Origin of the sequence: Chitinophaga sp. 22308 (assembly GCF_052045305.1) — a bacterium.
Lineage (GTDB): Bacteria > Bacteroidota > Bacteroidia > Chitinophagales > Chitinophagaceae > Chitinophaga > Chitinophaga varians_A.
Genome location: NZ_JBQEOP010000003.1, coordinates 441,148 through 466,150 on the forward strand (window position 1 = coordinate 441,148; position 25,003 = coordinate 466,150).

Annotated in this window: 21 protein-coding genes; 6 read left to right on the top strand and 15 right to left on the bottom strand. The window is 50.4% G+C overall.

The genetic code is table 11. From position 1 onward, the window contains the following. Positions 1-40 precede the first annotated feature (40 nt). The 5 genes from ACTJJS_RS13530 to ACTJJS_RS13550 form a co-directional block, all read right to left on the bottom strand. Complete coding sequence (locus tag ACTJJS_RS13530; protein WP_440664099.1) at positions 41-1,153, bottom strand: glycosyltransferase; 1,113 nt, start codon at positions 1,151-1,153, stop codon at positions 41-43. A gap of 66 nt (positions 1,154-1,219) precedes the next feature. After that, complete coding sequence (locus ACTJJS_RS13535) at positions 1,220-1,654, bottom strand: hypothetical protein (RefSeq protein ID WP_168871144.1); 435 nt, start codon at positions 1,652-1,654, stop codon at positions 1,220-1,222. Positions 1,655-1,700: 46 nt separating this feature from the next. Beyond that, positions 1,701-2,822 (bottom strand): ABC transporter permease, encoded by a 1,122-nt coding sequence (locus tag ACTJJS_RS13540; RefSeq protein ID WP_440664100.1) that lies wholly within the window; start codon positions 2,820-2,822, stop codon positions 1,701-1,703. A gap of 91 nt (positions 2,823-2,913) precedes the next feature. Next, a complete protein-coding gene (locus ACTJJS_RS13545) occupies positions 2,914-4,056 on the bottom strand; it encodes a glycosyltransferase (RefSeq protein ID WP_440664101.1) in 1,143 nt (380 codons plus the stop codon). Beyond that, a complete protein-coding gene (locus tag ACTJJS_RS13550; RefSeq protein WP_440664102.1) occupies positions 4,057-4,857 on the bottom strand; it encodes an alpha/beta hydrolase in 801 nt (266 codons plus the stop codon). A 296-nt stretch (positions 4,858-5,153) separates the two neighbouring features. Here ACTJJS_RS13550 and ACTJJS_RS13555 point away from each other — a divergent pair, with 296 nt between their 5' ends. Together ACTJJS_RS13555 and ACTJJS_RS13560 are read left to right on the top strand one after the other, a co-directional pair. Beyond that, on the top strand, positions 5,154-6,947 hold the full coding sequence (locus ACTJJS_RS13555) for an acyl-CoA dehydrogenase family protein (RefSeq protein ID WP_343744726.1): 1,794 nt from the start codon (positions 5,154-5,156) through the stop codon (positions 6,945-6,947). 156 nt (positions 6,948-7,103) lie between these two features. Continuing rightward, positions 7,104-8,846, top strand: a complete 1,743-nt coding sequence (locus ACTJJS_RS13560; protein WP_440664103.1) for an N-acetylmuramoyl-L-alanine amidase — start codon at positions 7,104-7,106, stop codon at positions 8,844-8,846. A gap of 55 nt (positions 8,847-8,901) precedes the next feature. Here the strand turns inward: ACTJJS_RS13560 and ACTJJS_RS13565 are convergent, their stop codons facing one another. Beyond that, on the bottom strand, positions 8,902-11,115 hold the full coding sequence (locus ACTJJS_RS13565; RefSeq protein WP_440664104.1) for a transferrin receptor-like dimerization domain-containing protein: 2,214 nt from the start codon (positions 11,113-11,115) through the stop codon (positions 8,902-8,904). A gap of 244 nt (positions 11,116-11,359) precedes the next feature. Between ACTJJS_RS13565 and ACTJJS_RS13570 the strand changes: the two genes are divergently transcribed. Both ACTJJS_RS13570 and ACTJJS_RS13575 read left to right on the top strand, forming a co-directional pair. Next, positions 11,360-11,704 (top strand): carboxymuconolactone decarboxylase family protein, encoded by a 345-nt coding sequence (locus tag ACTJJS_RS13570; RefSeq protein ID WP_168871137.1) that lies wholly within the window; start codon positions 11,360-11,362, stop codon positions 11,702-11,704. A 48-nt stretch (positions 11,705-11,752) separates the two neighbouring features. Continuing rightward, positions 11,753-12,790 (top strand): 2-oxoacid:ferredoxin oxidoreductase subunit beta, encoded by a 1,038-nt coding sequence (locus tag ACTJJS_RS13575; RefSeq protein WP_168871136.1) that lies wholly within the window; start codon positions 11,753-11,755, stop codon positions 12,788-12,790. A gap of 86 nt (positions 12,791-12,876) precedes the next feature. On the opposite strand, the gene ACTJJS_RS13580 is transcribed toward ACTJJS_RS13575, so the two are convergent. Together ACTJJS_RS13580 and ACTJJS_RS13585 are read right to left on the bottom strand one after the other, a co-directional pair. After that, positions 12,877-13,515, bottom strand: a complete 639-nt coding sequence (locus tag ACTJJS_RS13580; protein WP_168871135.1) for a LysE family translocator — start codon at positions 13,513-13,515, stop codon at positions 12,877-12,879. Positions 13,516-13,538: 23 nt separating this feature from the next. Then, the gene (locus tag ACTJJS_RS13585) at positions 13,539-15,083 is read right to left on the bottom strand and encodes a GH3 family domain-containing protein (protein WP_168871134.1); all 1,545 of its coding nucleotides are present in this window, start codon (positions 15,081-15,083) and stop codon (positions 13,539-13,541) included. Positions 15,084-15,249: 166 nt separating this feature from the next. Between ACTJJS_RS13585 and ACTJJS_RS13590 the strand changes: the two genes are divergently transcribed. Together ACTJJS_RS13590 and thiL are read left to right on the top strand one after the other, a co-directional pair. Further along, a complete protein-coding gene (locus ACTJJS_RS13590) occupies positions 15,250-16,020 on the top strand; it encodes an inositol monophosphatase family protein (protein WP_440664105.1) in 771 nt (256 codons plus the stop codon). Positions 16,021-16,032: 12 nt separating this feature from the next. Next, the gene (thiL, locus tag ACTJJS_RS13595; RefSeq protein ID WP_168871132.1) at positions 16,033-17,064 is read left to right on the top strand and encodes a thiamine-phosphate kinase; all 1,032 of its coding nucleotides are present in this window, start codon (positions 16,033-16,035) and stop codon (positions 17,062-17,064) included. A 107-nt stretch (positions 17,065-17,171) separates the two neighbouring features. On the opposite strand, the gene ACTJJS_RS13600 is transcribed toward thiL, so the two are convergent. From ACTJJS_RS13600 to ACTJJS_RS13630, 7 genes are all read right to left on the bottom strand, one after another. Further along, positions 17,172-18,851: an ArnT family glycosyltransferase gene (locus ACTJJS_RS13600; protein ID WP_343744721.1), complete on the bottom strand. Its 1,680-nt coding sequence runs from the start codon at positions 18,849-18,851 to the stop codon at positions 17,172-17,174. A 41-nt stretch (positions 18,852-18,892) separates the two neighbouring features. Next, the gene (nagA, locus tag ACTJJS_RS13605) at positions 18,893-19,990 is read right to left on the bottom strand and encodes an N-acetylglucosamine-6-phosphate deacetylase (RefSeq protein ID WP_440664106.1); all 1,098 of its coding nucleotides are present in this window, start codon (positions 19,988-19,990) and stop codon (positions 18,893-18,895) included. 11 nt (positions 19,991-20,001) lie between these two features. Next, the gene (locus tag ACTJJS_RS13610) at positions 20,002-20,391 is read right to left on the bottom strand and encodes a VOC family protein (RefSeq protein ID WP_440664107.1); all 390 of its coding nucleotides are present in this window, start codon (positions 20,389-20,391) and stop codon (positions 20,002-20,004) included. Positions 20,392-20,403: 12 nt separating this feature from the next. After that, the gene (locus tag ACTJJS_RS13615; RefSeq protein ID WP_343744718.1) at positions 20,404-21,210 is read right to left on the bottom strand and encodes an amidohydrolase; all 807 of its coding nucleotides are present in this window, start codon (positions 21,208-21,210) and stop codon (positions 20,404-20,406) included. A gap of 65 nt (positions 21,211-21,275) precedes the next feature. Next, entirely contained in the window at positions 21,276-21,734 is a 459-nt protein-coding gene (locus ACTJJS_RS13620) for a regulatory protein RecX (RefSeq protein WP_440664108.1), read from the bottom strand. Positions 21,735-21,739: 5 nt separating this feature from the next. Beyond that, positions 21,740-24,082, bottom strand: coding sequence for an ATP-dependent helicase (locus ACTJJS_RS13625; RefSeq protein WP_440664109.1), 2,343 nt, complete (start codon positions 24,080-24,082; stop codon positions 21,740-21,742). A gap of 404 nt (positions 24,083-24,486) precedes the next feature. Then, entirely contained in the window at positions 24,487-24,987 is a 501-nt protein-coding gene (locus ACTJJS_RS13630; protein WP_078669945.1) for an RNA polymerase sigma factor, read from the bottom strand. Positions 24,988-25,003: the final 16 nt, after the last annotated feature.

The following is a 25,003-nucleotide window of genomic DNA, read 5'->3' on the forward strand; positions in this document are numbered from 1 at the left end:
CGCAAAAATAACTAATCATCAGGGATTTTGACATCCGGCTTTATTTTAACAGGTTGGCCAGTGCCGCCCCGGCAGCCTCCCAACTGTTGCCTGGCCTCACCGGTGGCTCCATGGCCAGTAACCGGTTACGCAGTTGTTCATCTTTGTACAACAGGCTCATTTTCTCGGCCAGATCATCTACACTGGCAGGATCTGTATATAATACCGTATCTCCGCCAGCTTCACGGGCAGCCATGCTTTCCATCGCAATTCCCGGCACGTTACATTGGCGGGCCATATACAAAGGCAAAGGCAAACCATCGAAGCGGGTGGGATATATCAAGGCATAAGCCCCTCCCATGGCCGATGCCAGTTCTTCCATCGTCATATTCTCCTTCCATACCACATCATGACGGAACTTAAAGCTCTCCAGGGCCTTGACGATTTCCGCTCCCGCCGTGGCCAGGTTACCGGCCAGCACTAGTTTCAGGTTGGTACGCTGCCGTTTTTTCAAAGCCGAGAAAGCTTTGAATACCGGCATGATGTTGTTGCGCGGATGAATACTGCCAGTCACCAGGAAATACTCCACGCCACCGGACCATGTTTTTTTTGCCGCTTCGCGGTCGTCCCACTCCAGCGGCCGGAAAAGGCTGCTGACAGCCGGCGCCAGCGCTACCACCTTATTGGCGGCCCCCGGCGCATAACGCAGCAATTCCTCTTTGGCGGTAGCCGACAGTACAGCGATCCGCGTCGCCCGGTCGAGGTAACGGGTAATATATTTCTTCAGTGATTCCTGCTCCCGGAAGGATTGCAGGCCTGCGTCCTTCAGAAACGACAGGTCCCTCAACAGTATGAGCGCCGGCACCTTGCTGCGTAAAGGCAGCGTGCCGTCCAACCCGATATACCATTGGGCGCCAACTGCTTTCATGGCACGGGGCAACTGCCACTCGCGCCACCAGTAGCGATGCCATCGCTTACCACCTTTCAACGGCAGTACCACCGGGGTAACATTCGCCGGAAAAGTCAGGTGAGCGGGTATCTCCCCATCGAAATAAAAGGTAAAGCGGTGCTCCGGCTGTTGCCGGCAGAGTGCGAATATGATTTCAGTTGCCACCTGTCCGGTATCAGCGGGCAGGTCCCTCCTCAGGCAGGCGGCATTAACAGCAATTTGCATAGTCGTTTCACTTGATGTGACAGCCTGCAAACCTACATTATTTTGCCTTGCCGCAAGACGGATAATTTATGAGCCGGATTTGTTGGTGATGAGGAACTCCAGGGGAGTGGCTATATTAGCCGTATTCCCTAATGATGACAGGGACACGGTCACCTTGTATGTTTTTACCTCCTTCAGATGCTTCAGGGTGACATTGATCGTATTTCCGGTAGCATTGGGCACATCGTCCTGGGCCAGCGGGATGCCTCCGGGGTCTGTTACCACATTGAGCACTATTTTCACGCCTTTGTCCGGCACCCTGGAAGTAACTTTCACCTGGAAAGTGAAAGTGCTGTCCATAGCCACATTGGCCTTACCAGCCACCACGCCGGCCAGCTCCACTTTAAGGGCTTCCTCCTGTGTAACAGGCGCAGGGTCCTCATTCTTCTTGTTCTTTTTGCAGGCTGCCAGTGCTATCAAAGCACCTGTGAGTAGTATGGTTAAATAGTTTCTAAGTGACATGCAACAGGGTATATAGGACTAAAATTATATTTTTTTCATATGTAAATCAAATTTTACTTCTTACATCGAGCGCATCCCGCAGGCCGTTGCCCAACAGATTGAAAGCCAACACCAACAACATGATAGCAACACCAGGGGCCAACGCCAGCAAGGGGTTATGGGTGATAATGAAATTGTAGTTTTCCTTGATCATCAGTCCCCAGGAGGGCTGCGGCGGTTGTACGCCCACCCCGAGAAAACTCAGGCCCGCTTCCACCACAATAGCGGTAGCGAAATTTCCTGCCGCGACCACCATCACTGGCCCGAGGATATTGGGCAGGATATGCCGGACGATAATACGGGTATGTCCGTATCCCAACGCCCTGGCTGCCTCCACAAATTCCAGTTCCCGCAGCGCCAGTATCTGTCCCCGGATAATACGGGCCACGCCCACCCACAAGGTGAGCCCCACTGCAATAAACACCTGCCAGAAACCTTTTCCCATAGCGAGCGTCAGGGCAAACACCAACAACAGCGACGGCATAGACCAGACCACATTGACCAGCCACATCACCATATCATCGGTCGTACCTTTGAAATACCCGGCAATAGCTCCCATAAACACGCCGATGGTCAGGGAGATGATCACGGCGATACAGCCCACTCCGAGGCTGACACGGGTGCCTACCAGCAGGCGGCTCAGGATATCACGGCCAAATTTATCAGTGCCCAGCCAGTAAGTGACCGGGAAAATCCTTTCCCTGGTAATCTTCTGTTGCAGCTCCGGCAAAGGGATGTCTCCTGCCTGCCGGCTACCGTACCATATTTCACGGAGGTCGTATTTTTCTTCACGCGAGAGGCTTTCATCCACATAACGCTGCACGATCAGCGTACTGTCCCTAAACTTCCAGGAATATACCGGTGTCCAGGTAACGTCAGACTCCTGCCCGTACAACAGCTTCCCAAAAAAAGACACCCGGGCCACCGGCTGCGCTTTTTTAACGGCCAGCATATGCACCCGGAAACCAGGATGCTGTCCTCCCACTTCCAGCACCATCCTGTTGGCGTCAGGCGTATTATCCGGCGCTACCAGGTAAGCCAGCAGGCTGGCCACCACGGCCAGCGCAATCACTGTCAGACCAGCCAGCGCACCTTTGTTTTTTCTAAGCCTCTTCCAGGCAGACCGCATACAATTTTTTTATTTGTTTATTTATTCATTCTCATATTGGCTAAAGCAGTAACTCCCCAATAAAAAATAATAAAATGAAGAAATGAAGAAATCAAGTCACCTTCCGGCCTTTCCACTGATAACTGCCAAACTTGCCCAACCAGCCGGCGAGAACAATATAAGGAATATGAAATATTTGCCCCGGTATAAACCATACCAGTAAAGCTGTCTTGTGGAAAAATCCTGCTACCGGCACCAGGAAATACAGCTCAACGGTCACCTTGAATAACATCAGGATCAGGAAGGCAGGCCACCAATGCGGTATAAACAATGCAATGGCCCCCATGGCCAGCAAGGCCACATTGAAAAAATATACCAGCAGGAGCATCCACGTAAGGCGACGGTCCTCATATTTATCAGCCTTGGAAGACCAGCGGATACGCTGGTTCATAAACCCGCGCAGGGTCTCTACCGGTAACGTACGTACGATCACGTCGTCATTTTTCAGGTACATCACGCCATCAGGGAAAGCGTTATAGATTTTGTACATCAACAACATGTCATCGCCGGAGGCGATATTATCAATCCCCGCAAAGCCACCCACTGAATGGAAAACGCTCTTCTCATAAGCCAGATTGGCGCCATTGCACATGGTACCTGACTTCAGCCGGGCTACTGCTCCTGTAATACCCTGCATCGTCATAAAATCGAGCGATTGCAGTTTCATGAAGAAATTACGTTCCCTGAAGAAGCTCACCGGTGCCGCGATAAACTTCGGCCGATGGGTTTCATAAAACCGGACAATGGTTTCTATCCACTTAGGCCCCATAACACAATCCGCGTCGGTAGTCACGATGAGGTCACCCTTGGCCCTTTCAATAGCCATAGAAATGGCCTTCTTCTTATAGGCGTTCAGGCGTTCGTTTTTGGTGAGCATGTCTTCCATCTTCAGCAGACGGACGTTGGTCGCCGGAAAACGGGTAACAATGCCCGCTGTATCATCTGTGGAAAAATCATCTACAACGATCACCTCCAACAGGTCAACGGGATATGTTTGCTGTTGCAGCGCCTTTAACAGCACCGGCAGGTTTTCTTCCTCGTCCCGTGCAGGAATAATAACCGTTACAGTTGTAGTTCCTTTTATGGGCTGCGCCGGCACAAATTCCGGCAGCTTCCTCCAGCCGCGGCTATACCATAACATTAACAATCCATATCCAAATGCCAGTAAGGCTGCAACGATCAAGAAAAAATACATTCAGGTCAGGTTTGTTTTAATAACGGAGGCCAGCTCCTTTGAAATCAGCTGGTGCCCTTTGTCCAGGACCAGCATTTTGCAGGGAAATGAACCATCCATAAACCGGGTACCCAGAACAGGCGGTATTACCCGGTCATATTTTCCAAATATCAGGAGCGTAAAAATGTGATGTTCCCCCAATAGTTGTCTGCACTTTTTTTTATCCGGCATCATCCGGCGCATCAGTGTCCAGATATTATATACCTGCTCTCTTTTGACTTGTTGGTTCATCCGGTGTAACGCGAACTTATACACGCTCTGGTTCAGCAGCCCCAATTTACGCCATAGTTCCAGCAGGGTAAAGAACAGCCGGGGATTATCAGTATTATATTTAAAAATACGGTTCCCTATGCTGGTCTGTGTTACAAACATATGCCAGGGGTTGTTCCGGAGGCCGTCCGCCGCCAGCATGACCAGGTTATCAATGCGGTCAGCCATGATTTCCACCAGGCAAAGCGCCAGCCGCCCTCCCATGCTGTAACCCAGCAGTGAAAAGTGCTCCTTTTCATGTTCCCGCAATACCATCTCCACTACCGCCTTCAGGTCTGACTTTTCAAAGGGGCGGTCTTCCTCCCAGCTGGTGTCCCCATGCAGCGGCATATCCAGCGCCACGATGGTAAACCGGTCGCCCAGGCCTTCCGCCAGTGGTGCAAAGTGGGCGGCACTTTCACCGAACCCGTGCAGGCAGATCAGCAACTGTGGCCCTGTTCCGCTACTGATTCCATGGAACCGGCTTTTAGCATATGGCAGATAAAAATCCATAAGGGGGAACAATGATAGGGAAAAAACCGTAGCCATTTAGATATTTAGATATTTTTTCATTTTTCTATTTGGCGGCAACCAGGTTTCATGAAATGAGAAAATGAAAAAATAAGTACCTGGTTAAATGGGCAACTGTTTCGGTTTTGTTAAAAATTTTTCCCGGGAACGGTTGTCCGGCGGGCAAATGGCCGGCCCACCGGCGCCGGGGAGCAGTGAATAAATCAGGGGGGCGGCCGGCATGGTTATATTTCAGGTTAATTCGGTAAATTACGGAAGTACCAAAAAAATCAGAAAACATGGACGCAACAGTTGACAATAAGCAGGCGCTGAAAGGCGCAGAGTTCCTGATCAGGGAAAGTGTACCGGAGGATGTGTTTACCCCCGAAGATTTTTCGGAAGAGCAGCTGATGATTAAAGACATGGCCGATCAGTTCATCAGCAAGGAAATAACGCCGATCGTTGACCGGATTGATAAGCTGGAAGAAGGTTTGATGCCTTCCCTGCTGGAGAAGGCAGGTGAGCAGGGCCTGCTGGGTGCATCCTTCCCCGAGGAATACGGCGGGCTGGGAAAAGATTTTGTAACAGCCACCATCATCAATGAAGGGCTGGGCGCCGGTCACTCGTTTTCTGTAGCTATGGCCGCCCATACCGGCATTGGCTCACTTCCTATCCTGTATTTTGGTACAGAAGAGCAGAAACAAAAATATATTCCCAAACTGGCCACCGGTGAAATGAAAGGCGCTTATGCCCTCACCGAGCCTGATTCCGGTTCCGATGCCCTCGGCGCCAGAACTACCGCCAAACTCACTGAAGACGGCAAACACTATGTGCTCAATGGCCAGAAGAGCTGGATCACCAACTCCGGCTTTGCTGACGTATTTACCGTATTTGCCAAAATTGACGGTGATAAATTCACCGCCTTTATTGTGGAAAAAGGTACGCCCGGCTTCACATTGGGAGCGGAAGAACATAAAATGGGCATCAAAGGGTCTTCCACCCGCCAGATCTATTTCCAGGATGCTAAAATACCCGTGGAAAACGTGTTGGGCGTGATCGGCAAAGGACACCTGATAGCCTTCAACATCCTCAATATCGGCAGGCTGAAACTCTGTGCCGCCGCCCTGGGCGCCGCCAAAAAGTGTATCACCACTACGGTCCAGTATGCCAACACCCGTCACCAGTTCAAACAACCGATCGCCAATTTCGGCGCCATCAAACATAAACTGGCCGAAATGGCCATCCGTACCTGGACAGCTGAATCAGCCCTCTTCCGTACCGCACAGCTGATCGACGAGAAAGAAAAAGAACTGCTCACTTCCGGCAAACCATTCAATGAAGCCCTGCTGGGCGCCGCAGAGGAATACGCCGTGGAATGCGCTATCCTGAAAGTAAACGGCTCCGAAGTACTGGATTATGTGGTGGATGAAGGCGTTCAGATACATGGAGGTAACGGCTTCAGTGATGAGTACATCATCTCCAAAGCTTACCGCGACTCCCGTATCAACCGCATCTTCGAAGGCACCAACGAAATCAACCGCCTGCTGACACTGGACATGACACTGAAACGTGCCATGAAAGGAAAACTGGACCTCATGAACCCGGCCATGAACGTCATGAAGGAACTGATGAGCATCCCCGACTTCGGCAGCGATGATGAAAGTGCTTTCAGCAAGGAAAGAAAACTCCTCGTCAATTTCAAGAAAGCCATCCTCATGACCGCCGGCGCCGCCGCCCAGAAACTCATGATGAAGCTGGAAACCGAACAGGAAGTACTGATGAACATCGCTGACATGGCCATCGAAACCTTTGTGGCGGAAAGCGCCCTGTTACGCCTGATGAAACTGGTACAACATAAAGGCGAAGCTGCCGCTGCACTGCAGACAGACATCGTTCGTACCTACCTCTACGATGCGGCAGACCGTATCAACAAATCCGGCAAAGACGCCATCAACGCGTTCGCCGAAGGCGACGAACAGCGCATGATGCTGTTGGGCCTTAAACGCTTCACCAAAGCAGAACCTTTTAATGCAAAAGAAGCCCGCAGAAAAATAGCGGACCAGCTCATTGCAGAAAATAAATACATCTTTTAGTATTTAGGGATTTTTTGATTTTCGGATTTGTTGATTTCAGGGATTTTAATCCGCTTTACAGCTCCCCGAAATCAACAAATCCGAAAATCCCTAAATGATTAGATATCAATTGCTTTCTCCTATTTCCCTCTTATCTTTACATGATTACGCAGGGATATGAAGCACGTATCGAGATTAATACTCCAGACATTAATAGCCATTGTAGTTCCCCTTTGGGCCAGCAGCCAGGCGTTTATCCGGCTGAGCCAACCTTCCCGGGAACAAACCAATGTAAGCACCGCCCGGCAATTCATCGCCGGCAGGACCTGCACAGGTTGCAAGGTCACTATCAACAATGAAAAGGTATACGTGTACAGCACCGGCACCTTTGCAGTAAAAAAAGAACTTACAGAAGGCAGCAATACTTTCACCATCGTTGCAGAAGACGATAACGGTAAAACCTACACGAAAAACATCACCTGGTATTATGCACCGGTTCCACCGCCCCGTGTGACCAGCACCTTCCGCATCGACTTTATGGAGATATCCCCCAAAGGCAACCTGGAAATGTCTGTAGGTGATACCCTGCATATAAAAATGAAAGGCTATCCCGGGGCCAGGGCCACCTGGTTCAACAATGTGCCGTTGCGGGAATTGCCAGCCTCCCAAACCGGCGGCGTTGCTGGTTATTACACCGGCATGTACGTGCTCCAGCCTTCCGACTCACTGCTGAACGGGAAAATACAGGTCCGCCTGCATAACGGCAGCGAAACCGCCATCCTGAACAGCACTTACCGCTACAGTATGATGCCGCATGGCATCCCGCTGATGGGACGCACCATCGATAACATGACTTATCTTACTTCCGTTGTGGAAGGCGACCGCCTCGGGCCGGACAAAATAGGTTACCTCGATAAAGATGTGCTGCTGCATGTCATCGGCCGGCAAGGCGATTATTTCAAAGTGCGCCTGTCGTCCAACAGGACCGCCTTTATCCCTGAAGCACTGGTGGATACCGAAATACCGCAGGAGTCCCCTGCCGTGAGCATCGTATCGGACGCTAAAGTGTGGGGCGACGACAAAGCAGATTACGTATCAGTGGAACTGTCGGATAAACTGCCCTACACTTCCACACAGACGGTATCTCCCGGCAAAATCATAGTGGATATACATGGCGCCTATGCGGAACAGGGCATCAGCTCCGTTCTTCAGGGAACAAGGGAAATTAACGGTGTACAGTGGCAACAGCCGGCACATGACGTGTTCCGCATGGCCATCTCCCTGAAACATGCGCCATGGGGTTATCAGATTTATTATGAAGGCAACCGTATAACGGTGAAGGTTAAACGTGTTCCGGAAAATCTTTCCCTGCGCGGCCTTGTCATTGGTGTAGACGCAGGGCATGGCGGCAGTAATATGGGTTCTGTAGGCCTTACCGGTGTTTATGAAAAAACACTGACCCTCAACCTGGCACTGCAACTGAAGACAGCACTGGAAAGAGAAGGCGCCAGTGTGATCATGACCCGCACTACCGAAAAGTTCGTTGCCAATGAAGACCGCCTCTCCCTCTTTCGTCGCGCCAATCCGGACCTGCTGTTGAGCATACACCTCAACTCTTCCGGTAACCCGGTGGATGTTTCGGGTACCGCCACTTACTATAAACATCCTTTCTGCGAGCCGTTGAATGCAGCTATTCACCGGCGACTGCTGGAAACAGGCCTGAACGATTTCAAAAACAACGGCGACTTCAATTTTATCCTGAACAACCCGACCGAATTCCCGGACGCGCTTATAGAAACACTGTTTATCAGTAACCCCGGCGATGAGGAAGAGATACTAAACCCTCAGTTCCAGCAGGAACTGATCAATAAAATTATCCTGGGATTAAAAGATTATCTGAAAATGGCAGAAGGCAGGTAACTGCTCACTATATTCAAACACAAAGGGCTGATCAACTGATCAGCCCTTTGCTATTTTAATTATTGCTTAATGCCTGAAGATATTTGGCCAGCCTGTTGATAGCCGCCGCAGCAGCATCTATCTGCTCACCGGCTTCTTTCCAGCGGCGTTGTTCGAGCGCTTCCCTTACGCCGGGAATGGTTTTCACGCCATAGCCGGTATAGAACCCGGGGGCATATAGCGTGTGTTTGTACCAGGGGCGGGAAGGCAGCCCCTTATCACTGAGCAGCTGTTGTTCTGCCTGATAAAGTTGTTTGTTGAGCTGTGGCCTGCCTGTGGCCAGTTTACCGGAAAAGCCCTGAGTCACGGTGTCCAGCGCCGCGAGCGCATTTTGCAGCGGGCTAAAATCGATGTAAGGCACAGCAGCCCTGGGTGCGGGCGGAGACAGGTGTTTGGCCGTATCTGTTGCCAGCTGGTATTTATTTTCCCGTATCAGCTGGTTTTCCACAGCGGTGGTCTCACGCAGGTCGGAGGCCAGCTCGGTGAGCTCATTCACGTATCCGTTCACTGTTTCATACAGTTTGCGGAAATCAAATGGCAGGGTAACTGCATTGGCTATACGTAAAGCGGTATGGCCGGCAGTCTGTGACAGCGCCACGCCATAGCTGAAAGTAGGATCTTTGAATCGTACATAGTTATCATAGGAATCGTAGATGGAATGGTATTCACCGCCTGCGTCTTCCCCGCCGAAGCCGAGGTCCAGCGAAGGCACACCCAGGTGTTGCAGGAAAGAAGAGTAGTCAGAACCGGAGCCCATGGCGCTGATGGCAATTCCCTGGCGGGACAGCTTTTCCTTCTTTTGTTTGACAGTAGCGGCCCTAAGCACGTCGGCAGCCTGACGGCGGGCGAGTATGCTGACTTTCGTCTGCGGGTCGATGATATCACGGCCCACCTGGTTGATCAGCGTCTCCAGCGCATGAGAGCCGCTGGCATTGAGGAACCCGCGGCCGTTGTTGTCGGAGTTGATGTATACCACGGCTTTCTCCTGCAGTTCAGCTGCATGGTCCTCCACCCATTCAGTGGAGCCGATAAGTCCTGGCTCTTCCCCGTCCCAGGCGCAGTACACCAGGGTGCGGCGGGGTTTGAAGCCTTCCTTGCTCAGTTCACCGATGGCTTTGGCTTCTTCCAGCAATGCCGCCAGACCGCTGACAGGGTCTGCTGCGCCATTAACCCAGGCATCGTGGTGGTTACCGCGTACTACCCACTGGTCCGGCTCTTCAGCGCCTTTCAATTTAGCGATCACGTTATGACAGGGGCGTATCTGCCAGTCGAATGCCAGTTTAAGATGTACTTTGGTTTTTCCCGGTCCTATGTGATAGGTGAAAGGCAGCGCGCCGCGCCATGCATCTGGCGCCACGGGGCCGTCCAGCGCTTTGAGCAAGGGGGCTGCGTCGTGGTAGCTGATAGGCAGTACCGGTATTTTCAGCAGATTGGGTGCCTGCAGGCGGTCCAGCCTTTTAGCATTGGCAGTAGAGCCTACATTGGGCGTGAGCGGGTCTCCGGGATAGATCACCATGTCCATGATAGAGCCGCGTTGTACGCCGTATTCATTTTTGAAGGCGCCCTGTGGATAAACATCGCCGGCAAAGTAGCCGTCATCTTTAGGATCGGAATAGATAATACAGCCAATGGCGCCGTGTTCCTGTGCCACTTTAGGTTTGGTTCCACGCCAGGAGCGGCCGTATTTGGCGATGACGATTTTACCGCGTACATCAACCCCGGCGCGTTCCAGGTATTCATAATCTTCCGGGAGGCCGTAGTTCACAAAAACCAGTGGGGCTGTTACGTCCCCGTCGGCACTCCAGCAGTTATAAGTCGGCAGCTGGCCTTCCTGGCCGGAGGTGCCGTCTTCTTTGAGGGCAGGTTCCTTTAAAACGGCTTTATAGGTGGTAGGACCGGTCATTTCCAGCAGGCGTTCTTTAGGAGTAGGGAATAGTACCTGGTAGGTAACGATTTCCGCGTCCCAGCCATAGCTTTTAAAACGTTGCAGGATATCATCTGCCACGGCTTTTCCCCTTGCAGAGCCAATATGATGTGGCTGGGCAGAAAGGGACTTGATGGCTTCCCCAATATGGCTGCTGCTGAGATGCTGGTCAAAGCGGGCTTCCAGCTGTTGCTGGCGGGCAGCTTCACTGTCGGTATAACCCAGCATTTTTTTGTCCTGCGCTACCAGGGTGCTGCCGGTGCATATGGAAATGGCCAGCAGGCGATAAAAAAGCGTTTTTTTCATAATCGGAGGTTCAGATCTGTTGGTTGACAAAAAGAAAGTTGGTATATCAGACAATATACAAATAGTCCACCATATCGATGGACCTTTTTGATGAAGAAATTATCAACATAACTTTTTGTTATTGTCCATAATCATAGGTTATAGGGCAAACAGTCCACTTAATCAGTAGATTAATCTATATTTGTGAACACTTTCATAGCTTTATCCTGTGAAACCATCCGTTAAACTTTTATAAAGAGGATATATGTCAAATACGATTCAGGAGTTCAACGACTACCGCAGTAAGATGAACGAAGTGATTCTGGGAAAGCAGAACAAAGTGATTAACAGGCTGTTCAACCTCGATACCAACACCTATGCCGAAGGTGCGCTGAGCACGAAGACGAAGGAAATGCTGGGACTGGTAGCCTCTATGGTGCTTCGTTGCGACGACTGCATCAAATACCATCTGGGCAAATGCCATGAACAGGGCATCAGTACCGAAGAGATGTATGAGATCTTTGCGGTAGCCAACATCGTGGGCGGAACAATTGTTATTCCGCATACCCGCCGGGCAGCTGAATATTGGGAAGAGCTGAATAATCAGTAACTTTACAGGATACATATAGACATACTCATATATACTTAACTCATACAAATGTCAACAGCAACTATAGCTCCGCAGGCCTTAACAGCCAAAGATTTTGCAACGGACCAGGAAGTGCGCTGGTGTCCTGGCTGCGGCGACTACTCTATACTTAAACAGGTACAAACCATTATGCCTTCGCTGGGCATTCCCCGCGAAAATATTGTGATCGTTTCCGGTATCGGCTGTTCTTCGCGCTTTCCATACTACATGAACACTTACGGCATGCACTCGATCCACGGGCGTGCTACCGCCATCGCTTCCGGCCTCAAGGCTACCCGCCCTGAGCTGAGCGTATGGATCGTTACCGGCGACGGCGACGGCCTGTCTATTGGTGGTAACCACACCATCCATCTGCTGCGCCGCAACTTCGATGTGAACGTGATGCTGTTCAACAACCAGATTTATGGCCTCACCAAAGGACAATACTCTCCTACTTCCGAAGAGAACAAAGTGACCAAGTCCACTCCTTTCGGCAGTATCGACCATCCGTTCAACCCGCTGGCACTGGCACTGGGCGCTGACGCCACCTTCATTGCCCGCAGTATGGACCGTGACCCGAAACACCTGCAGGAACTGCTGAAACGCAGCCACGCCCACAAAGGCGCTTCCTTCCTGGAAATATACCAGAACTGCAACATCTTCAATGATGGCGCATTTGAGATATTCACTGAAAAATCCAGCAAAGCAGAAGAAACCCTGTTCGTAGAACAAGGACAACCGCTGATCTTCGGCGCCCAGAAAAATAAAGGCATCCGCCTCGACGGCCTCAAACCTGTTGTAGTGGAGCTGGGCAGCGAATACAGCGCCGCCGACCTCTGGATACACGACGAAAGCGACTTCTATAAAGCACAGCTGCTGACACGCCTGTTCGACGACCCGCGTATCGAAGGACATATGCCACGGCCTTTCGGCGTGTTCTATCAGACACAACGTCCGACCTACGAAGCAGTAATGGCCGCTCAACTCGAAGATGCTCTCTCCAGAAAAGGAGCCGGCGATCTGGATAAGTTACTGGCAGGAAATGAAACATGGACAATTACAGCCTAGTTTCATACAACTATTTATAAGAAGCAGGAAGCCCGTTGATAGTACATCAACGGGCTTCCTGCTTCTTATTTAATCTCGTTTATAATCTAGTGGCCTAATGTTCCCAGCTCAAACATCACCTTATACAATAACACCACTCCAAAGATGATCATGCTCACACCGGCTATACGGTTCAGCCATTCCACATTGGTGAGTGTGAGTTTATGGCGGATTTTGTCGGAGATGAACACTTTGAGGATATCAGCGGAGAGCACGAGCGACAGGCATACGCCATACATCACGAACCGGTGGCCAACAGACGTGGCGGCATTGGCCACACATACGCCCAGCCAGAAAATGATTACACCGGGATTAAGGGTGTTCATCAGAAAGCCGGCCAGCCATATCTTCAGATAGTCGTGCGTACGGAACATCTCCGGTTTTTCATCACCGGTACTGATCCTTACCTTTTTGAAGAAAAGGCCGTAAAGGCCCATGCCAATCAGCAGAAAACCGCCTACTACGCCAATAGAACGTTTGTATTCTTCCAGTCCGTTGATAAAGGAGGTTGCCAGGTTTCCGGTCACCACAAAGAAAATATCACTCATAGACACGCCCAGCGCAAAGCTGATACCTGCCTTGAAACCATTATTGATACTGTACTTGATGATGGCGAATATTACAGGCCCCACCGATAACGACAGAAATAATCCCAGTCCTAATCCAGCTACAATTGATGTTATCATGCGTATATATTCGGGGTCACGGGTTATGCCTGATGCTTCACTGTTTTACCGGCCAGGAATTTCTCCCAGTCTTTCAGTTTTTCTCCTTTCATTACCCGTGGGAATTTATTCATCGCGCCTTCTTTGCCTTTGCAACGCAGGTAATCGATAAATACTTCGTTAGGCAGTACTTCCACAAACACCTCTTTCAGCGCGGAAGTTCTTTCCACGGCATAGTCATCGTTCACTTCAGCCAGGGTCTGATCGATGATTTCCCGGATTTTAGCCACATCGGCCACCGGTTGGTCTGTACCAATATACCAGCGGTGCGCGAACAGGTTTTCGTAAGGGAAACCAGCCACGGTAAACTCACGGATGGTAATGCCCATCTTCTTCTGTACCGTGTCGATAGCCTTGTTCATATTGTCAACGCTCATATGCTCACCGGCAAGGCTGAGGAACTGTTTCGTACGGCCTACGATCACGATTTCATGCTCCTTCACGGAAGTGAATTTCACCACGTCACCAATCAGGTAACGCCAGGCTCCTGCGCAGGTAGACAACATCACCGCATACTCCACATCTTCCACCACCTCGTTGATCATGTAAGATTTGGGATTAGGCTTTACTTCCCCGTCTGCGTCGAAGTTTTCCTCATTGAAAGGAATGAATTCGTAGAAGATACCGGCGTTCAGCACCAGTTTGATGCCTCTTACGTTTGGGCGTGCCTGGAAACCGAAAGAGCCTTCAGAGGCCATGTAGGTCTCTATGAAGTTGATCGGCTTGCCCAGCAGTTTCTGGAAACTATCCCGGTAAGGTTCAAAAGACACCCCGCCATGGATATAGATAGCCAGGTTAGGCCATATTTCGTGAATATTTTTTACGCCGTGGTATTTGATGATCTCTTCAAACACGATCTGTACCCAGGCCGGCACACCACAAACGGTGCCTACGTCCCAGGTTGGCGCCTTACGCACGATCAGCTTGATACGCTGTTCCCAGTTGGGCTTACGTGAAATGCTGCCCCCCGGCTTATAAAAACGGCGGAACCACTTCGGGATATTCTTGGCCTGGATGCCACTCATATCTCCTTCATAATAGTCGCCCTTCTCAAACAGGGAGGTAGTACCTCCCAACATCAGGATACCTTTTGTAAAAGACTTTGGCGGAATGTTGAAGTTGACCATGGAGTACAACTGCTTCACTCCTACCTTCTTCACCGTCTTCAACATGGCTTTGGTAACAGGAATATGCTTGCTGGCAGACTCGGACGTACCGGAGCTCAGCGCAAAATACTTGATCTTCTCGGGCCAGCTTACGTTAGCTTCCCCTTCCAGGCAGCGGTACCACCACTCTTTGTGCATCTTACTGTAGTTATGCACAGGTATTTTCTCCCGGTACTGACCGATAAAATTCGGACTGTCCAAAATGTCCTGGAAATCGTAGTGCCGGCCAAACTCAGTATCCTTGGCCTTCTCCAACAGACGGTGCAGCACCTGCAGCTGGTATTGGCGAGGTGTACCTAACTTAAACGTGAACTTCTTCCTGATACGTAGTGACCTGGAAATCAGATTACCTATGATGGCCATTAACTTTCCCTCTCTTTAAATGAACTGCAAAAATAAGTTGAATAATGAATATAAACGCGAATTACCAGTTATAGGTTGCAAGTTAACGAATAACACATGTATTTTTTAATAATAACGCTGTAAAATTGGCAACCGGCAATTGATAATTCGTTTTTACCTTTGCGGCATGCTAAAATCTACTTTACTCAAAGCTACAGAAGCCGGCGGAAAAATACTCCAACAATATTTTAACGGGGCATTTGAAGTGAGCAGCAAAAGCACAGTCAACGACCTCGTAACAGAGGCGGATAAAAAATCTGAAGCGGTAATTATCGAGGTAATACGCCAGACTTACCCTGACCACTTCATTCTCAGTGAGGAAGTGGGCGCCATCCAAACAGATTCTGCTTTTAAGTGGATTATTGACCCGATAGACGGCACGGTCAATTTTGCCAATGGTATTCCCATCTGCTGCGTCTCCATAGGCGTGGAAAAAGAAGGGGAAATGGTGCTGGGAGCGGTATACAATCCTTTTATGAACGAGCTGTTTATCGCCGAAAAAGGTAAGGGCGCCACCCTGAACGATAAACCCATCCATGTGTCTGCCAAAGCAAACGTAGCCACCTCCTGCCTGGTGACCGGATTTCCCTACAAATGGGAAGAAAGTGACAACAACCCTTTACAGGTGCTCACCAGCGTAATTAAGCAGGGTATTCCCGTGCGCCGCCTGGGCTCCGCGGCCATAGACCTCTGCTGGGTGGCCTGCGGTCGGTTCGATGGCTTCTGGGAACATCACCTCCAGGCCTGGGACAGCGCTGCCGGCTACCTCATGGTAGAAGAAGCAGGCGGCAAAGTGACCCACTTCTCCGGTGACAAATATTCTCCCTATCAAAAAGATATACTGGCCACCAACGGCCATATCCATAGTGAATTGCAGCACCTCATTAACGGTAAATAAGTATTGGAAAACATGGAAGAAAGAACAGAAATAAAAGATCTGGGTGAATTTGGCCTTATCGACTATCTCACCAGGAACATAGAAATACAAAATGCCAGCACCGTACTCGGTGTAGGCGACGATGCCGCCGTCATCGACCATTTCGGCAAACAAACCGTTATCAGCACGGACATGCTGGTGGAAGGCATCCACTTCGACCTGATGTATACGCCCCTGAAACACCTCGGCTATAAATCAGTAGTGGTCAACCTCTCCGATATCTATGCCATGAACGCCACTCCCACTCAGATCACCATGAGCGTGGCCTTCTCCAACAAAGTATCACTGGAAGCCCTGAACGAATTTTATGAAGGCGTATATGCCGCCTGCGAAAAATACGGCGTAGACCTCATCGGCGGCGATACCAGCAACTCTCAGAAAGGATTTATCATCAGTGTGACTGCCATCGGCGAAGTTACCCCCGATCAGTTCGTGAAAAGGTCTACCGCCCAGAAAGGCGACCTGCTCTGCGTTACAGGCGATCTGGGCGCTGCATACCTTGGCCTTACCCTGCTGGAAAGAGAAAAGAAAATTTTCCTGGAAAACCCGGACGTTAAACCCGATCTGGAAGACCAGACCTATATCATCGGCCGGCAACTGAAGCCGGAAGCCCGCAAAGACATCATCGAATTCCTGCACGAACAGGAAATTGTGCCCACTTCCATGATGGACGTGAGCGATGGCCTCAGCTCTGAAATACTCCACATCGCCAAACAAAGCAACCTGGGCGTAGTAGTGTATGAAGACAAAATCCCCATTGCACAGGAAAGCAAGGAAATGGCCCTGAAATTCAGCCTGGACCCCACCGCCTGCGCACTCAGCGGCGGAGAAGACTACGAGCTGCTCTTCACCATGAAACAACAGGATTATGATAAAATCGTTCTCAATGAACAAATCAGTGTGATCGGCTATATGGCGGACATCGCCGAAGGCGCTCATATCCACACCAAAGGCGGCAACAAATTCAAGTTGGTGGCACAAGGCTGGAATGCCTTCCAGCAATAGCATTTAGGGATTTTTTGATTTTGCAGAATGATAAAAGAAGAAGACCGAAGCGAATAATTTGATCGCTTCGGTCTTCTTCTTTTATCGGAAAATCAAAATCCCTAAAATTATTTTACGACTGTCACCTTAATCCCCTGACTATTATGGGTAGGCGGTAAATCTCCTGCAAACACACAGAACTTCAGCAGGTATTCACCCGGTTTGTCCGGCATCGTTACCGGCATAGTCACCACCCGGCGCAGCATAGCACGTTCGAGCGTCAGGTCCGATTTTACCACCGGTAAATATTCATCCTTTTGGGAGAAGCCATAACCCAGCATGGGCGGGTTGTCGCGGTTTATTGGAAGCGGCATTTTATACCCGTTGTTCGGCTGCAACAGCACATTTACCTGCTCGCGCGGACGGGCCTTGATACGCTGTAACCCCGCCTTCATCTGCACCAGTGAATAAGAATAGTAAGCCGGCTGTATATTGATGTCCCACGTTCCGCGGATGGTTTTGATACTGTCCGTTACGGGCATATCAATACCCGGCTCAAATACGACCATGGCCGGTTTGCCCCACAGCTGCGTTTCCGTGTCCCAGAAATTATACTGGCTACGCCGGGAATAGCGACTGTTAAGGCTATACGATAAGTTGCCTGTATAGAACATATACTTGGAAGGCAGCTGGTAGCTGTTCACGAACACCACCGGACGGCCTTCCGCACGGGCGGCCAGCGCCGATGTCCATTCTTTGTTGTGATGTATCTCCGGCCTTACTTCCACACCGGGCATAAAATCCCAGACCATGTATATCCGCGTTACCAATACCAGTAACAACGAAACAGGCAACGTATATAACAATGGCTTGCGGGACCAGCCTTTGCGAATGATCGCCTGATGGGCCAGGATCACCACCGGCGTAAACACCATCACCGTCCAGTTGGCCTCTACTCTTCCCTTGAAGGTGCTGATAGCGAAAAACACCAATACCCCGATCAGGCTGAATTTCAGCGCGCGCTCAAAGGTGTTCTGAATAGGGCAACGGAAAGCGTAGTACAACAATAGCCAGCCCAGCAACGGCCCAAACAACAGCAGCTGCCCGCCCAGGTAATCAAGCGTGTACGTGATATCATAAGACGAGGCATTGCGTTCTACCAGGTGGTACTGAAGGGAAGGGAAACCATGTGTGTACTGCCAGTAAATATGCGGGAAAAAGAGAATGGTCGTGATGATACAGGCAGCCCAGAACTTGCCCACCCGCAACAGGTTCATGTTGGACAATACCGTAAAGAACACCAGCAATATGCCATGGTACTTGCTGTAAAACATCAATGCCATGGCAACGCCCAGCAACAGTGTGTTACGCCAGTTCTGGCTGGCCAGGAAATAACGGTAGGCCCAGAAATAAACTGCCGCAAAAAATATCAGCGGAAGGTCCGGCACGGCCAGCATGCCGCCTATCTGCATAGCGCCCATGGCGCCCATGATCAGGTAAAACAGGATATTGTCTTTAGAAGCAATCAGCCGGGAGGTGATCCACAAGGTGGCGGTATTGATCAGCACAATAAACAGCCGGACGCCCAGTTCATTATGAAAAATGCCGTAGCCCATTTTTATGAGGAGGGCTATCATCGGCGGATGATCAAAATATCCCCAGTCCATGTGACGGGAATACACCCAATAATAGGCTTCATCATCCCACAGATCAGAAAAACAGGCTTGTAAGAGGCCCAGGACCAACCAGGTCAACAGGAACAGGTTCTTGTACTGGCGTCTCGTAAAAAAACGGATTATGGCATCCATGCGCTAATGAAATGGTGATTTATCCTGCGAAGATAGTAGTATTAACAGTAAACTGTCATATCCCAGTGGTCCCGCAGCACGATAAAGGCCGCCTCATAGCCTGTTTCGATGCGCCCTAACCGGTTGTGGAGGCGCAAAGCCCGCGCCGGGTAAAGGGACGCCATCTGAAGGGCGGTATGTAATGGTATGCCGGCCTTCTCCACACAGTTGTGTACCGCCTGCAGCATGGTCAGCCGGGAACCGGCCAGTACGCCTGCTGCGTTTACATAGCGGTCTTTCTGTTGTATATAGATATAGTCCCCTTCATGGTTTTCTGCTGCTGCATCAGAGATCAGAAAAAGGCGGCCGTCCATGATCTTGTGGCTGATGCTGACCGTGGCGAAATCCACGTGCACACCGTCTGCCACAATACTGGCGAATATTTTAGGTTGGTTGTATACCGCTCCCACCAGCCCGGGAGCGCGGCTTTCCAGCGGCGACATGGCATTGAACAGGTGCGTTACATGATGAATCCCGTTTTCGAAAGCGGCTATTGCCTCTGCATAGGTAGCATTGCTGTGGCCCGCAAAAATAGTGATGTCAGCATCCTGTAATTCCTTTACCAGTGCGGGATCGCAGCATTCCGGCGCCAGGGTGATCATCTTCACCACGTCTTTGCCGTGATGTAGTATCCAGTTTACATCTTCGCGGGTAAGCGGATGGATGTACTTTTCAAGATGCGCTCCCTTTTTTACCGGATTGATAAAAGGGCCTTCCAGATGCAACCCCAGCACACCTTTCCCGCCTTCCTGCCAGTAGTCCCTGACAGCCTGTATGGCCAGCAACACTTTCTCCGGCGCTATAGTGGCCAGCGTAGGCATAATATGGGCGGCGCCGCCGGCCTTACTGGCTTCATAGGTGGCCCGGAGGCTTTCTACGGACGGGTCCAGGAAGAATACGCTGCCATTACCGCCATACACCTGTAAATCCACGAAAGCCGGCGCCATGAAGCCTCCTTCCAGGTCTGTCACATCAGGATGGCCTTTGTATTCGGAAGCCGGTACGATGCCTGTAATCACATGACCGTCCGTCACCACCGCGTGGTCACTGAGAATCCGGTCGCCGGTGAATATCAGGGCGTTTGTATAAATAGCGGGCATGGCGAAGTGTATTAGGGTTGCTCGTACAACTCTAAAGGTAGGCCATCAGGGTCAGTAAAAAAAGTGAAACGCCTACTGGTGTAAGGGTCTGTGCGAATGGGTTCGGTGGTTACGCCTTTCTGTTGCAGTTGCTGTACCACAGCAGCGATATCGTTCACCGCAAAGGCAAGGTGACGGAGGCCACAGGCTTCGGGCCGGCTGGGGCGCGGAGGCGGATCGGGGAAAGAAAAAAGCTCTATCACGTACTGGTCGCCCAGCGCCAGGTCCAGCTTCCAGGAGTCCCGCTCTTCACGGTATACCTCCCGGATGACCTGCAAGCCCAGCACATCGGTATAAAAGGCTTTGCTACGATGGTAATCAGCACAAATAACAGCGATGTGGTGTACGGCCTGCAGGAGCATCTATGATAAAGGTTAAACGAGTTCGTTACTGAGAATAGTGAAGTTATCGGCATCTTTCAGGAAAGGAATGTTTTTCCTGACTTCTTCCAGCCTGTCACGTTGAAGGGTATACGTAAAAATATCCTCGTCATGTGATTTACGGTAAATGATTTCTCCCATAGGGTCTATCAGGCTGGTTTCTCCGCTGTGGTAGATTTTATTGCCGTCATCGCCGACTCTGTTAACGCCGATAGCGTAACACTGGTTTTCGATGGCGCGGGCCTGCAGCAGTGTGGTCCATGCGGTGCTGCGGCGTTCCGGCCAGTTGGCCACATATACCAGCACATCATAGGCGGGGGTGCCGTCTTCCTGGATGGTATTGCGGGCCCATACCGGGAAACGCATATCATAACAGATATTCAGATTGATTTTCCAGCCTTTCACCTGGGCAATCAGCCGTTTGTTGCCCGGTTGGTAATGCTCATGTTCGCCGGCATAACCAAACAGGTGGCGCTTATCGTAGGTGCCATAGGTGCCGTTGGGCAGCATCCAGATGAGGCGGTTTACATAATGACCATTTTCTTCGATGATCAGGCTGCCGGTGAGTATGATATTTTTTTCCGCAGCCTTTTTCTTCATCCACTGCACAGCGCTTCCGTCCATGGTTTCCGCCAGTTTCTCCGGCTGCATGCTGAAGCCGGTGCTGAACATTTCGGGTAAAAATACCACTTCTGTCCGCTCACCAATGCTGTCGATTTTTTCATCGAACATCTGCAGGTTTGCCGCAATATCCTCCCAGTAAAGCCGGGATTGTATCAGTGTAACTTTTAAATCTGCCATTATCGGGTATTATAGCTACAAATGTACTGCCTGAGGCATTAGAAACTTTTCAAATTATGTTGATTTCAGGCATCATTATTTGCAATTTCTTCAAGCACATCGTTAATCAGGGAGCTTTCAAATCCGCGCTGCAAAAGGTGTTGCGTGGTTTTGTACCGCCGTTTGAGCGCAGTTTCACGGTCTAGTGACTGCCATTTTCTGTCAGCCAGCTTTAACAATGCAGCGTAGTAGTCGTCTTCGTCAATCTCTGCCAGCCCTTTGCGGATGCAGTAGTCAGACACCTGTTTCTGTTTCAGTTCCGCCTTTATCTTATTGCGGCCCCATTGTTTTATCCTGAATTTGCCGCCGGCAAAAGCTTTGGCATATCTTTCCTCATTCAGGAAATTGTCTGCTATCAGTTCCGCAATGGCTTCTTCCACTGCATCGCCCCGTAGTCCCAGCTCCAGGCATTTATATTTCACTTCCTGATGGCACCGCTCCTGATAGGCACAATAGCGGCGCAGCATCTCCAGTTCTTTTCCCATGCAGGTTATCTTACGATCCTCAACTTGGCGTAGTTAAGCATAATTTTCTTTTCGCCGCCGCCTTTAGGGAAAACCACTGTCGCGATCCTGTTGTTGGGAGCGCCTTCCATGCCCATGATGGTGCCGAAGCCAAATTTCTGGTGCTCCACCTGCATACCTGGTTCCATGCCTGCCGGATCATCCGGGGCGAAGCCTGGGGTAGGCACATGGGTGGTGGCGGGAGAAGTCGGCCGTGGTGCCGGCTTGGGAGAAGACGGCTGGGAGGCTGGTTGTCCGGGCGTCTTTTTCTGCATCCGGTCAAACATATTGCCCATATTGCTGCCACCGCCCCATCCGGCGGTGTTGCCGCCACCAAAGGCGTTGCGGACACTTCCGCCGCCGGCATAACTGCGGTCAATGAATTTCTCCGGCATCTCTTCCAGGAAGCGGCTGGGCTCATTCTGTACCAGGTTACCGAAGCGGTAGCGGCTGTTGGCGTGTGTAAGCCACAGCCTTGCTTTAGCGCGGGTAATGGCCACATAGAACAAACGCCTTTCCTCTTCCAGCTCTTCCCGGGTATTGATAGACATCCCGCTGGGGAACAGGGTTTCTTCGAGGCCCACCGTAAATACCACGGGGAACTCCAGCCCTTTGGCCGCATGGATGGTCATCAGTTTCACCACATTGCTGTCTTCGTCGTTGCCCTGGTCTGCATCTGTAAGCAGTGTGATCTGCTGCAGATAGGAGCCCATGCTTTTGTCCAGCAGCTCGCCTTCTTCATCGGGCGTTTCGGTGAACTCCTTGATGGAGTTCAACAATTCCTGCACGTTTTCATAGCGGGCGAGGCCTTCAGTGGTTTTATCGTTGAACAGTTCTTTTACGATATTGGTGGATTTGCCTACTACTACCGCTACATCATAAGCGTTGTGCGTGGTCAGCAGTGCCTGGAAACTTTTAATCATCACCACAAAGGCTTCGATGGCCTCAAGGGTGCCGCCTTTGAAACCAAACTCCCGGGCCCTTTCCAGCACTTCCCACATGGTGATGTTGTGTTCGTTGGCGAGCACAATGGTTTTTTCCAGGGTGGTTTTACCGATGCCACGTACCGGGTAGTTGATAATTCTTTTCAGCGCTTCTTCGTCACGGGTGTTCATGGTTACACGGAGGTAGGCCACAAAGTCCTTGATTTCCTTACGCTGGTAGAACGAAAGACCGCCGAAGATGCGGTAGGGAATGGCTTTCCGCCGCAGGCTTTCCTCGAAGGAACGGCTCTGGGCGTTGGTACGGTAAAGGATAACGAAATCACGGTTTTCGTAGTGGTTGCGCAGTTTTTGTTCCGCGATGGTGTCCGCTACGAATTTCCCCTCTTCATTATCGGTCATGGTGCGTACCAGTTTGATGGTATCACCTTCCGTATTGTCGGTCCACAGGTTTTTTTCGATCTGTCCCTTGTTATGGGCAATCACTTCATTGGCCACGCTCAGGATGGACTTGGTACTGCGGTAGTTTTGTTCCAGTTTCACCACCTTTACATCGTCATAGTCTTTTTCAAACTGGAGGATGTTCTGGATGGTGGCGCCGCGGAAGGAGTAGATACTTTGGGCATCATCACCTACCACGCATATGTTTTCGTTGACAGCGCCCAGCAGTTTGATGATCTCGTACTGAGCAGGGTTGGTATCCTGGTACTCATCGATCATGATATATTTAAACTTATGCTGGTATTTGTGCAGTACTTCGGGGAAGCTTTTGAGCAGCACGTACATTTTAAAGAGGAGATCATCGAAGTCCATCGCGCCGTTTTTAAAGCAGCGTTTGGCGTACATATCGTAGATCTTGCCGATCAGAGGCCTGTTGGCCCGCATGTCTTCCTGTTGTACGAGATGGTCGAGCTGATATTCTTCCGGTCCCATGAGGCTGTTTTTGGCAGCGGAGATCCGGTTGTATAAGAAGTTGGGTTTATAGTGCTTATCGTCGAGGTTAAGCTCGTTCACTATGGTTTTCACCACGCTTTTGGCGTCATCTGCATCGTAGATGGTAAAATCGTTGGGATAGCCCAGCCGGTGTGCTTCTGCACGGAGAAGGCGGGCAAATACGGAGTGGAAGGTACCGATATAGAGGTTGCGGGCTTCGCTGCCTCCCAGGATTTTTTCCACACGCTCCTTCATTTCACGTGCCGCTTTGTTGGTAAAAGTCAGCGACAGAATATTAAACGCGTCGACCCCGTTCCGCATCAGGTGTGCAATACGCGTGGTCAGTACTTTTGTTTTTCCCGAACCGGCGCCTGCAACGATCATCAGGGGGCCATTGATATGTGTTACTGCTTCCCGCTGTTTTTCGTTAAGCTCGTCTAAATAATTTGCCTTCATCACGACTTTTTTGAGACTTTTTTGAGGGTGTAAAAGTACGAAATGAAACTGTGATTCTTCTGATTTTGCAGAGGCAGTTGGACATGCGTCTGACTTTTGCCGGCGGGATATGGCCAGCAGGCTGAAAGGGACGGTTATGGGATATTTTTTAAAATGATGAAAACGGATAGGAAAGTATGTTCACTTTCGGGGCTGCGGCCAGAACCGAAGCCCGCAAACTCAGCACAACAGATACTGGCCATCTGAGCTGCAGTGGGGTTACTGCAACGCGGGTTACTGGCGTATCATAACACATCTCAGCCCATTCCTGGGTATTCATAGAACAGCGGCTTCCGGTATTTTGTCCTGTTTGCCGGGCCTCCGGTTTTCAAAAGCCTCACAACTGGTAAATATTCCTGATCGTATTAGTGCCTGGTAATCCTGGTTTTCAACATTTTCCGCGCAAAATGGATACGGCTTTTTACAGTACCCAGCGGTTCATTGAGGATGGCCGCGATTTCATAATATTTATATCCTTCGAAATAAAGCAAAAAAGGCTGTTTAAAGATAACCGGCAGATTGTAAACGGCCATCTGTACATCTTTCACCCGCAGGTCTGATTCGGCAAAATTGCCGATGGCGGAAGGCTGGTGGCTCAACAGGTAATCGCCGACGGCATTGTCCAGCAATTTATACTGACGGTTGCCTCTCCGGTAGTTATTGATAAAAATATTCCGCATGATGGTATACAACCATGCCCGGATATTGGTGCCGGCGAGATATTTATCACGATTGGACAAAGCTCTGAACAAGGTTTCCTGATAGAGGTCCTTTGCGGATTCAGAGTCTTTGGTTAACGTAACTGCATACGGCCGCAGGAAATCAGCATTTCCCAGTAACAAGTTGTTGAATTCGGTGGATGACATAACGGTTAACTTTAAG

Coding starts and splice junctions, on each gene's coding strand:
- ACTJJS_RS13530 (WP_440664099.1), bottom strand. CDS start 1,153: ATGCAAATTGCTGTTAATGCCGCCTGCCTGAGGAGGGACCTGCCCGCT.
- ACTJJS_RS13535 (WP_168871144.1), bottom strand. CDS start 1,654: ATGTCACTTAGAAACTATTTAACCATACTACTCACAGGTGCTTTGATA.
- ACTJJS_RS13540 (WP_440664100.1), bottom strand. CDS start 2,822: ATGCGGTCTGCCTGGAAGAGGCTTAGAAAAAACAAAGGTGCGCTGGCT.
- ACTJJS_RS13545 (WP_440664101.1), bottom strand. CDS start 4,056: ATGTATTTTTTCTTGATCGTTGCAGCCTTACTGGCATTTGGATATGGA.
- ACTJJS_RS13550 (WP_440664102.1), bottom strand. CDS start 4,857: ATGGATTTTTATCTGCCATATGCTAAAAGCCGGTTCCATGGAATCAGT.
- ACTJJS_RS13555 (WP_343744726.1), top strand. CDS start 5,154: ATGGACGCAACAGTTGACAATAAGCAGGCGCTGAAAGGCGCAGAGTTC.
- ACTJJS_RS13560 (WP_440664103.1), top strand. CDS start 7,104: ATGAAGCACGTATCGAGATTAATACTCCAGACATTAATAGCCATTGTA.
- ACTJJS_RS13565 (WP_440664104.1), bottom strand. CDS start 11,115: ATGAAAAAAACGCTTTTTTATCGCCTGCTGGCCATTTCCATATGCACC.
- ACTJJS_RS13570 (WP_168871137.1), top strand. CDS start 11,360: ATGTCAAATACGATTCAGGAGTTCAACGACTACCGCAGTAAGATGAAC.
- ACTJJS_RS13575 (WP_168871136.1), top strand. CDS start 11,753: ATGTCAACAGCAACTATAGCTCCGCAGGCCTTAACAGCCAAAGATTTT.
- ACTJJS_RS13580 (WP_168871135.1), bottom strand. CDS start 13,515: ATGATAACATCAATTGTAGCTGGATTAGGACTGGGATTATTTCTGTCG.
- ACTJJS_RS13585 (WP_168871134.1), bottom strand. CDS start 15,083: ATGGCCATCATAGGTAATCTGATTTCCAGGTCACTACGTATCAGGAAG.
- ACTJJS_RS13590 (WP_440664105.1), top strand. CDS start 15,250: ATGCTAAAATCTACTTTACTCAAAGCTACAGAAGCCGGCGGAAAAATA.
- thiL (WP_168871132.1), top strand. CDS start 16,033: ATGGAAGAAAGAACAGAAATAAAAGATCTGGGTGAATTTGGCCTTATC.
- ACTJJS_RS13600 (WP_343744721.1), bottom strand. CDS start 18,851: ATGGATGCCATAATCCGTTTTTTTACGAGACGCCAGTACAAGAACCTG.
- nagA (WP_440664106.1), bottom strand. CDS start 19,990: ATGCCCGCTATTTATACAAACGCCCTGATATTCACCGGCGACCGGATT.
- ACTJJS_RS13610 (WP_440664107.1), bottom strand. CDS start 20,391: ATGCTCCTGCAGGCCGTACACCACATCGCTGTTATTTGTGCTGATTAC.
- ACTJJS_RS13615 (WP_343744718.1), bottom strand. CDS start 21,210: ATGGCAGATTTAAAAGTTACACTGATACAATCCCGGCTTTACTGGGAG.
- ACTJJS_RS13620 (WP_440664108.1), bottom strand. CDS start 21,734: ATGGGAAAAGAACTGGAGATGCTGCGCCGCTATTGTGCCTATCAGGAG.
- ACTJJS_RS13625 (WP_440664109.1), bottom strand. CDS start 24,082: ATGAAGGCAAATTATTTAGACGAGCTTAACGAAAAACAGCGGGAAGCA.
- ACTJJS_RS13630 (WP_078669945.1), bottom strand. CDS start 24,987: ATGTCATCCACCGAATTCAACAACTTGTTACTGGGAAATGCTGATTTC.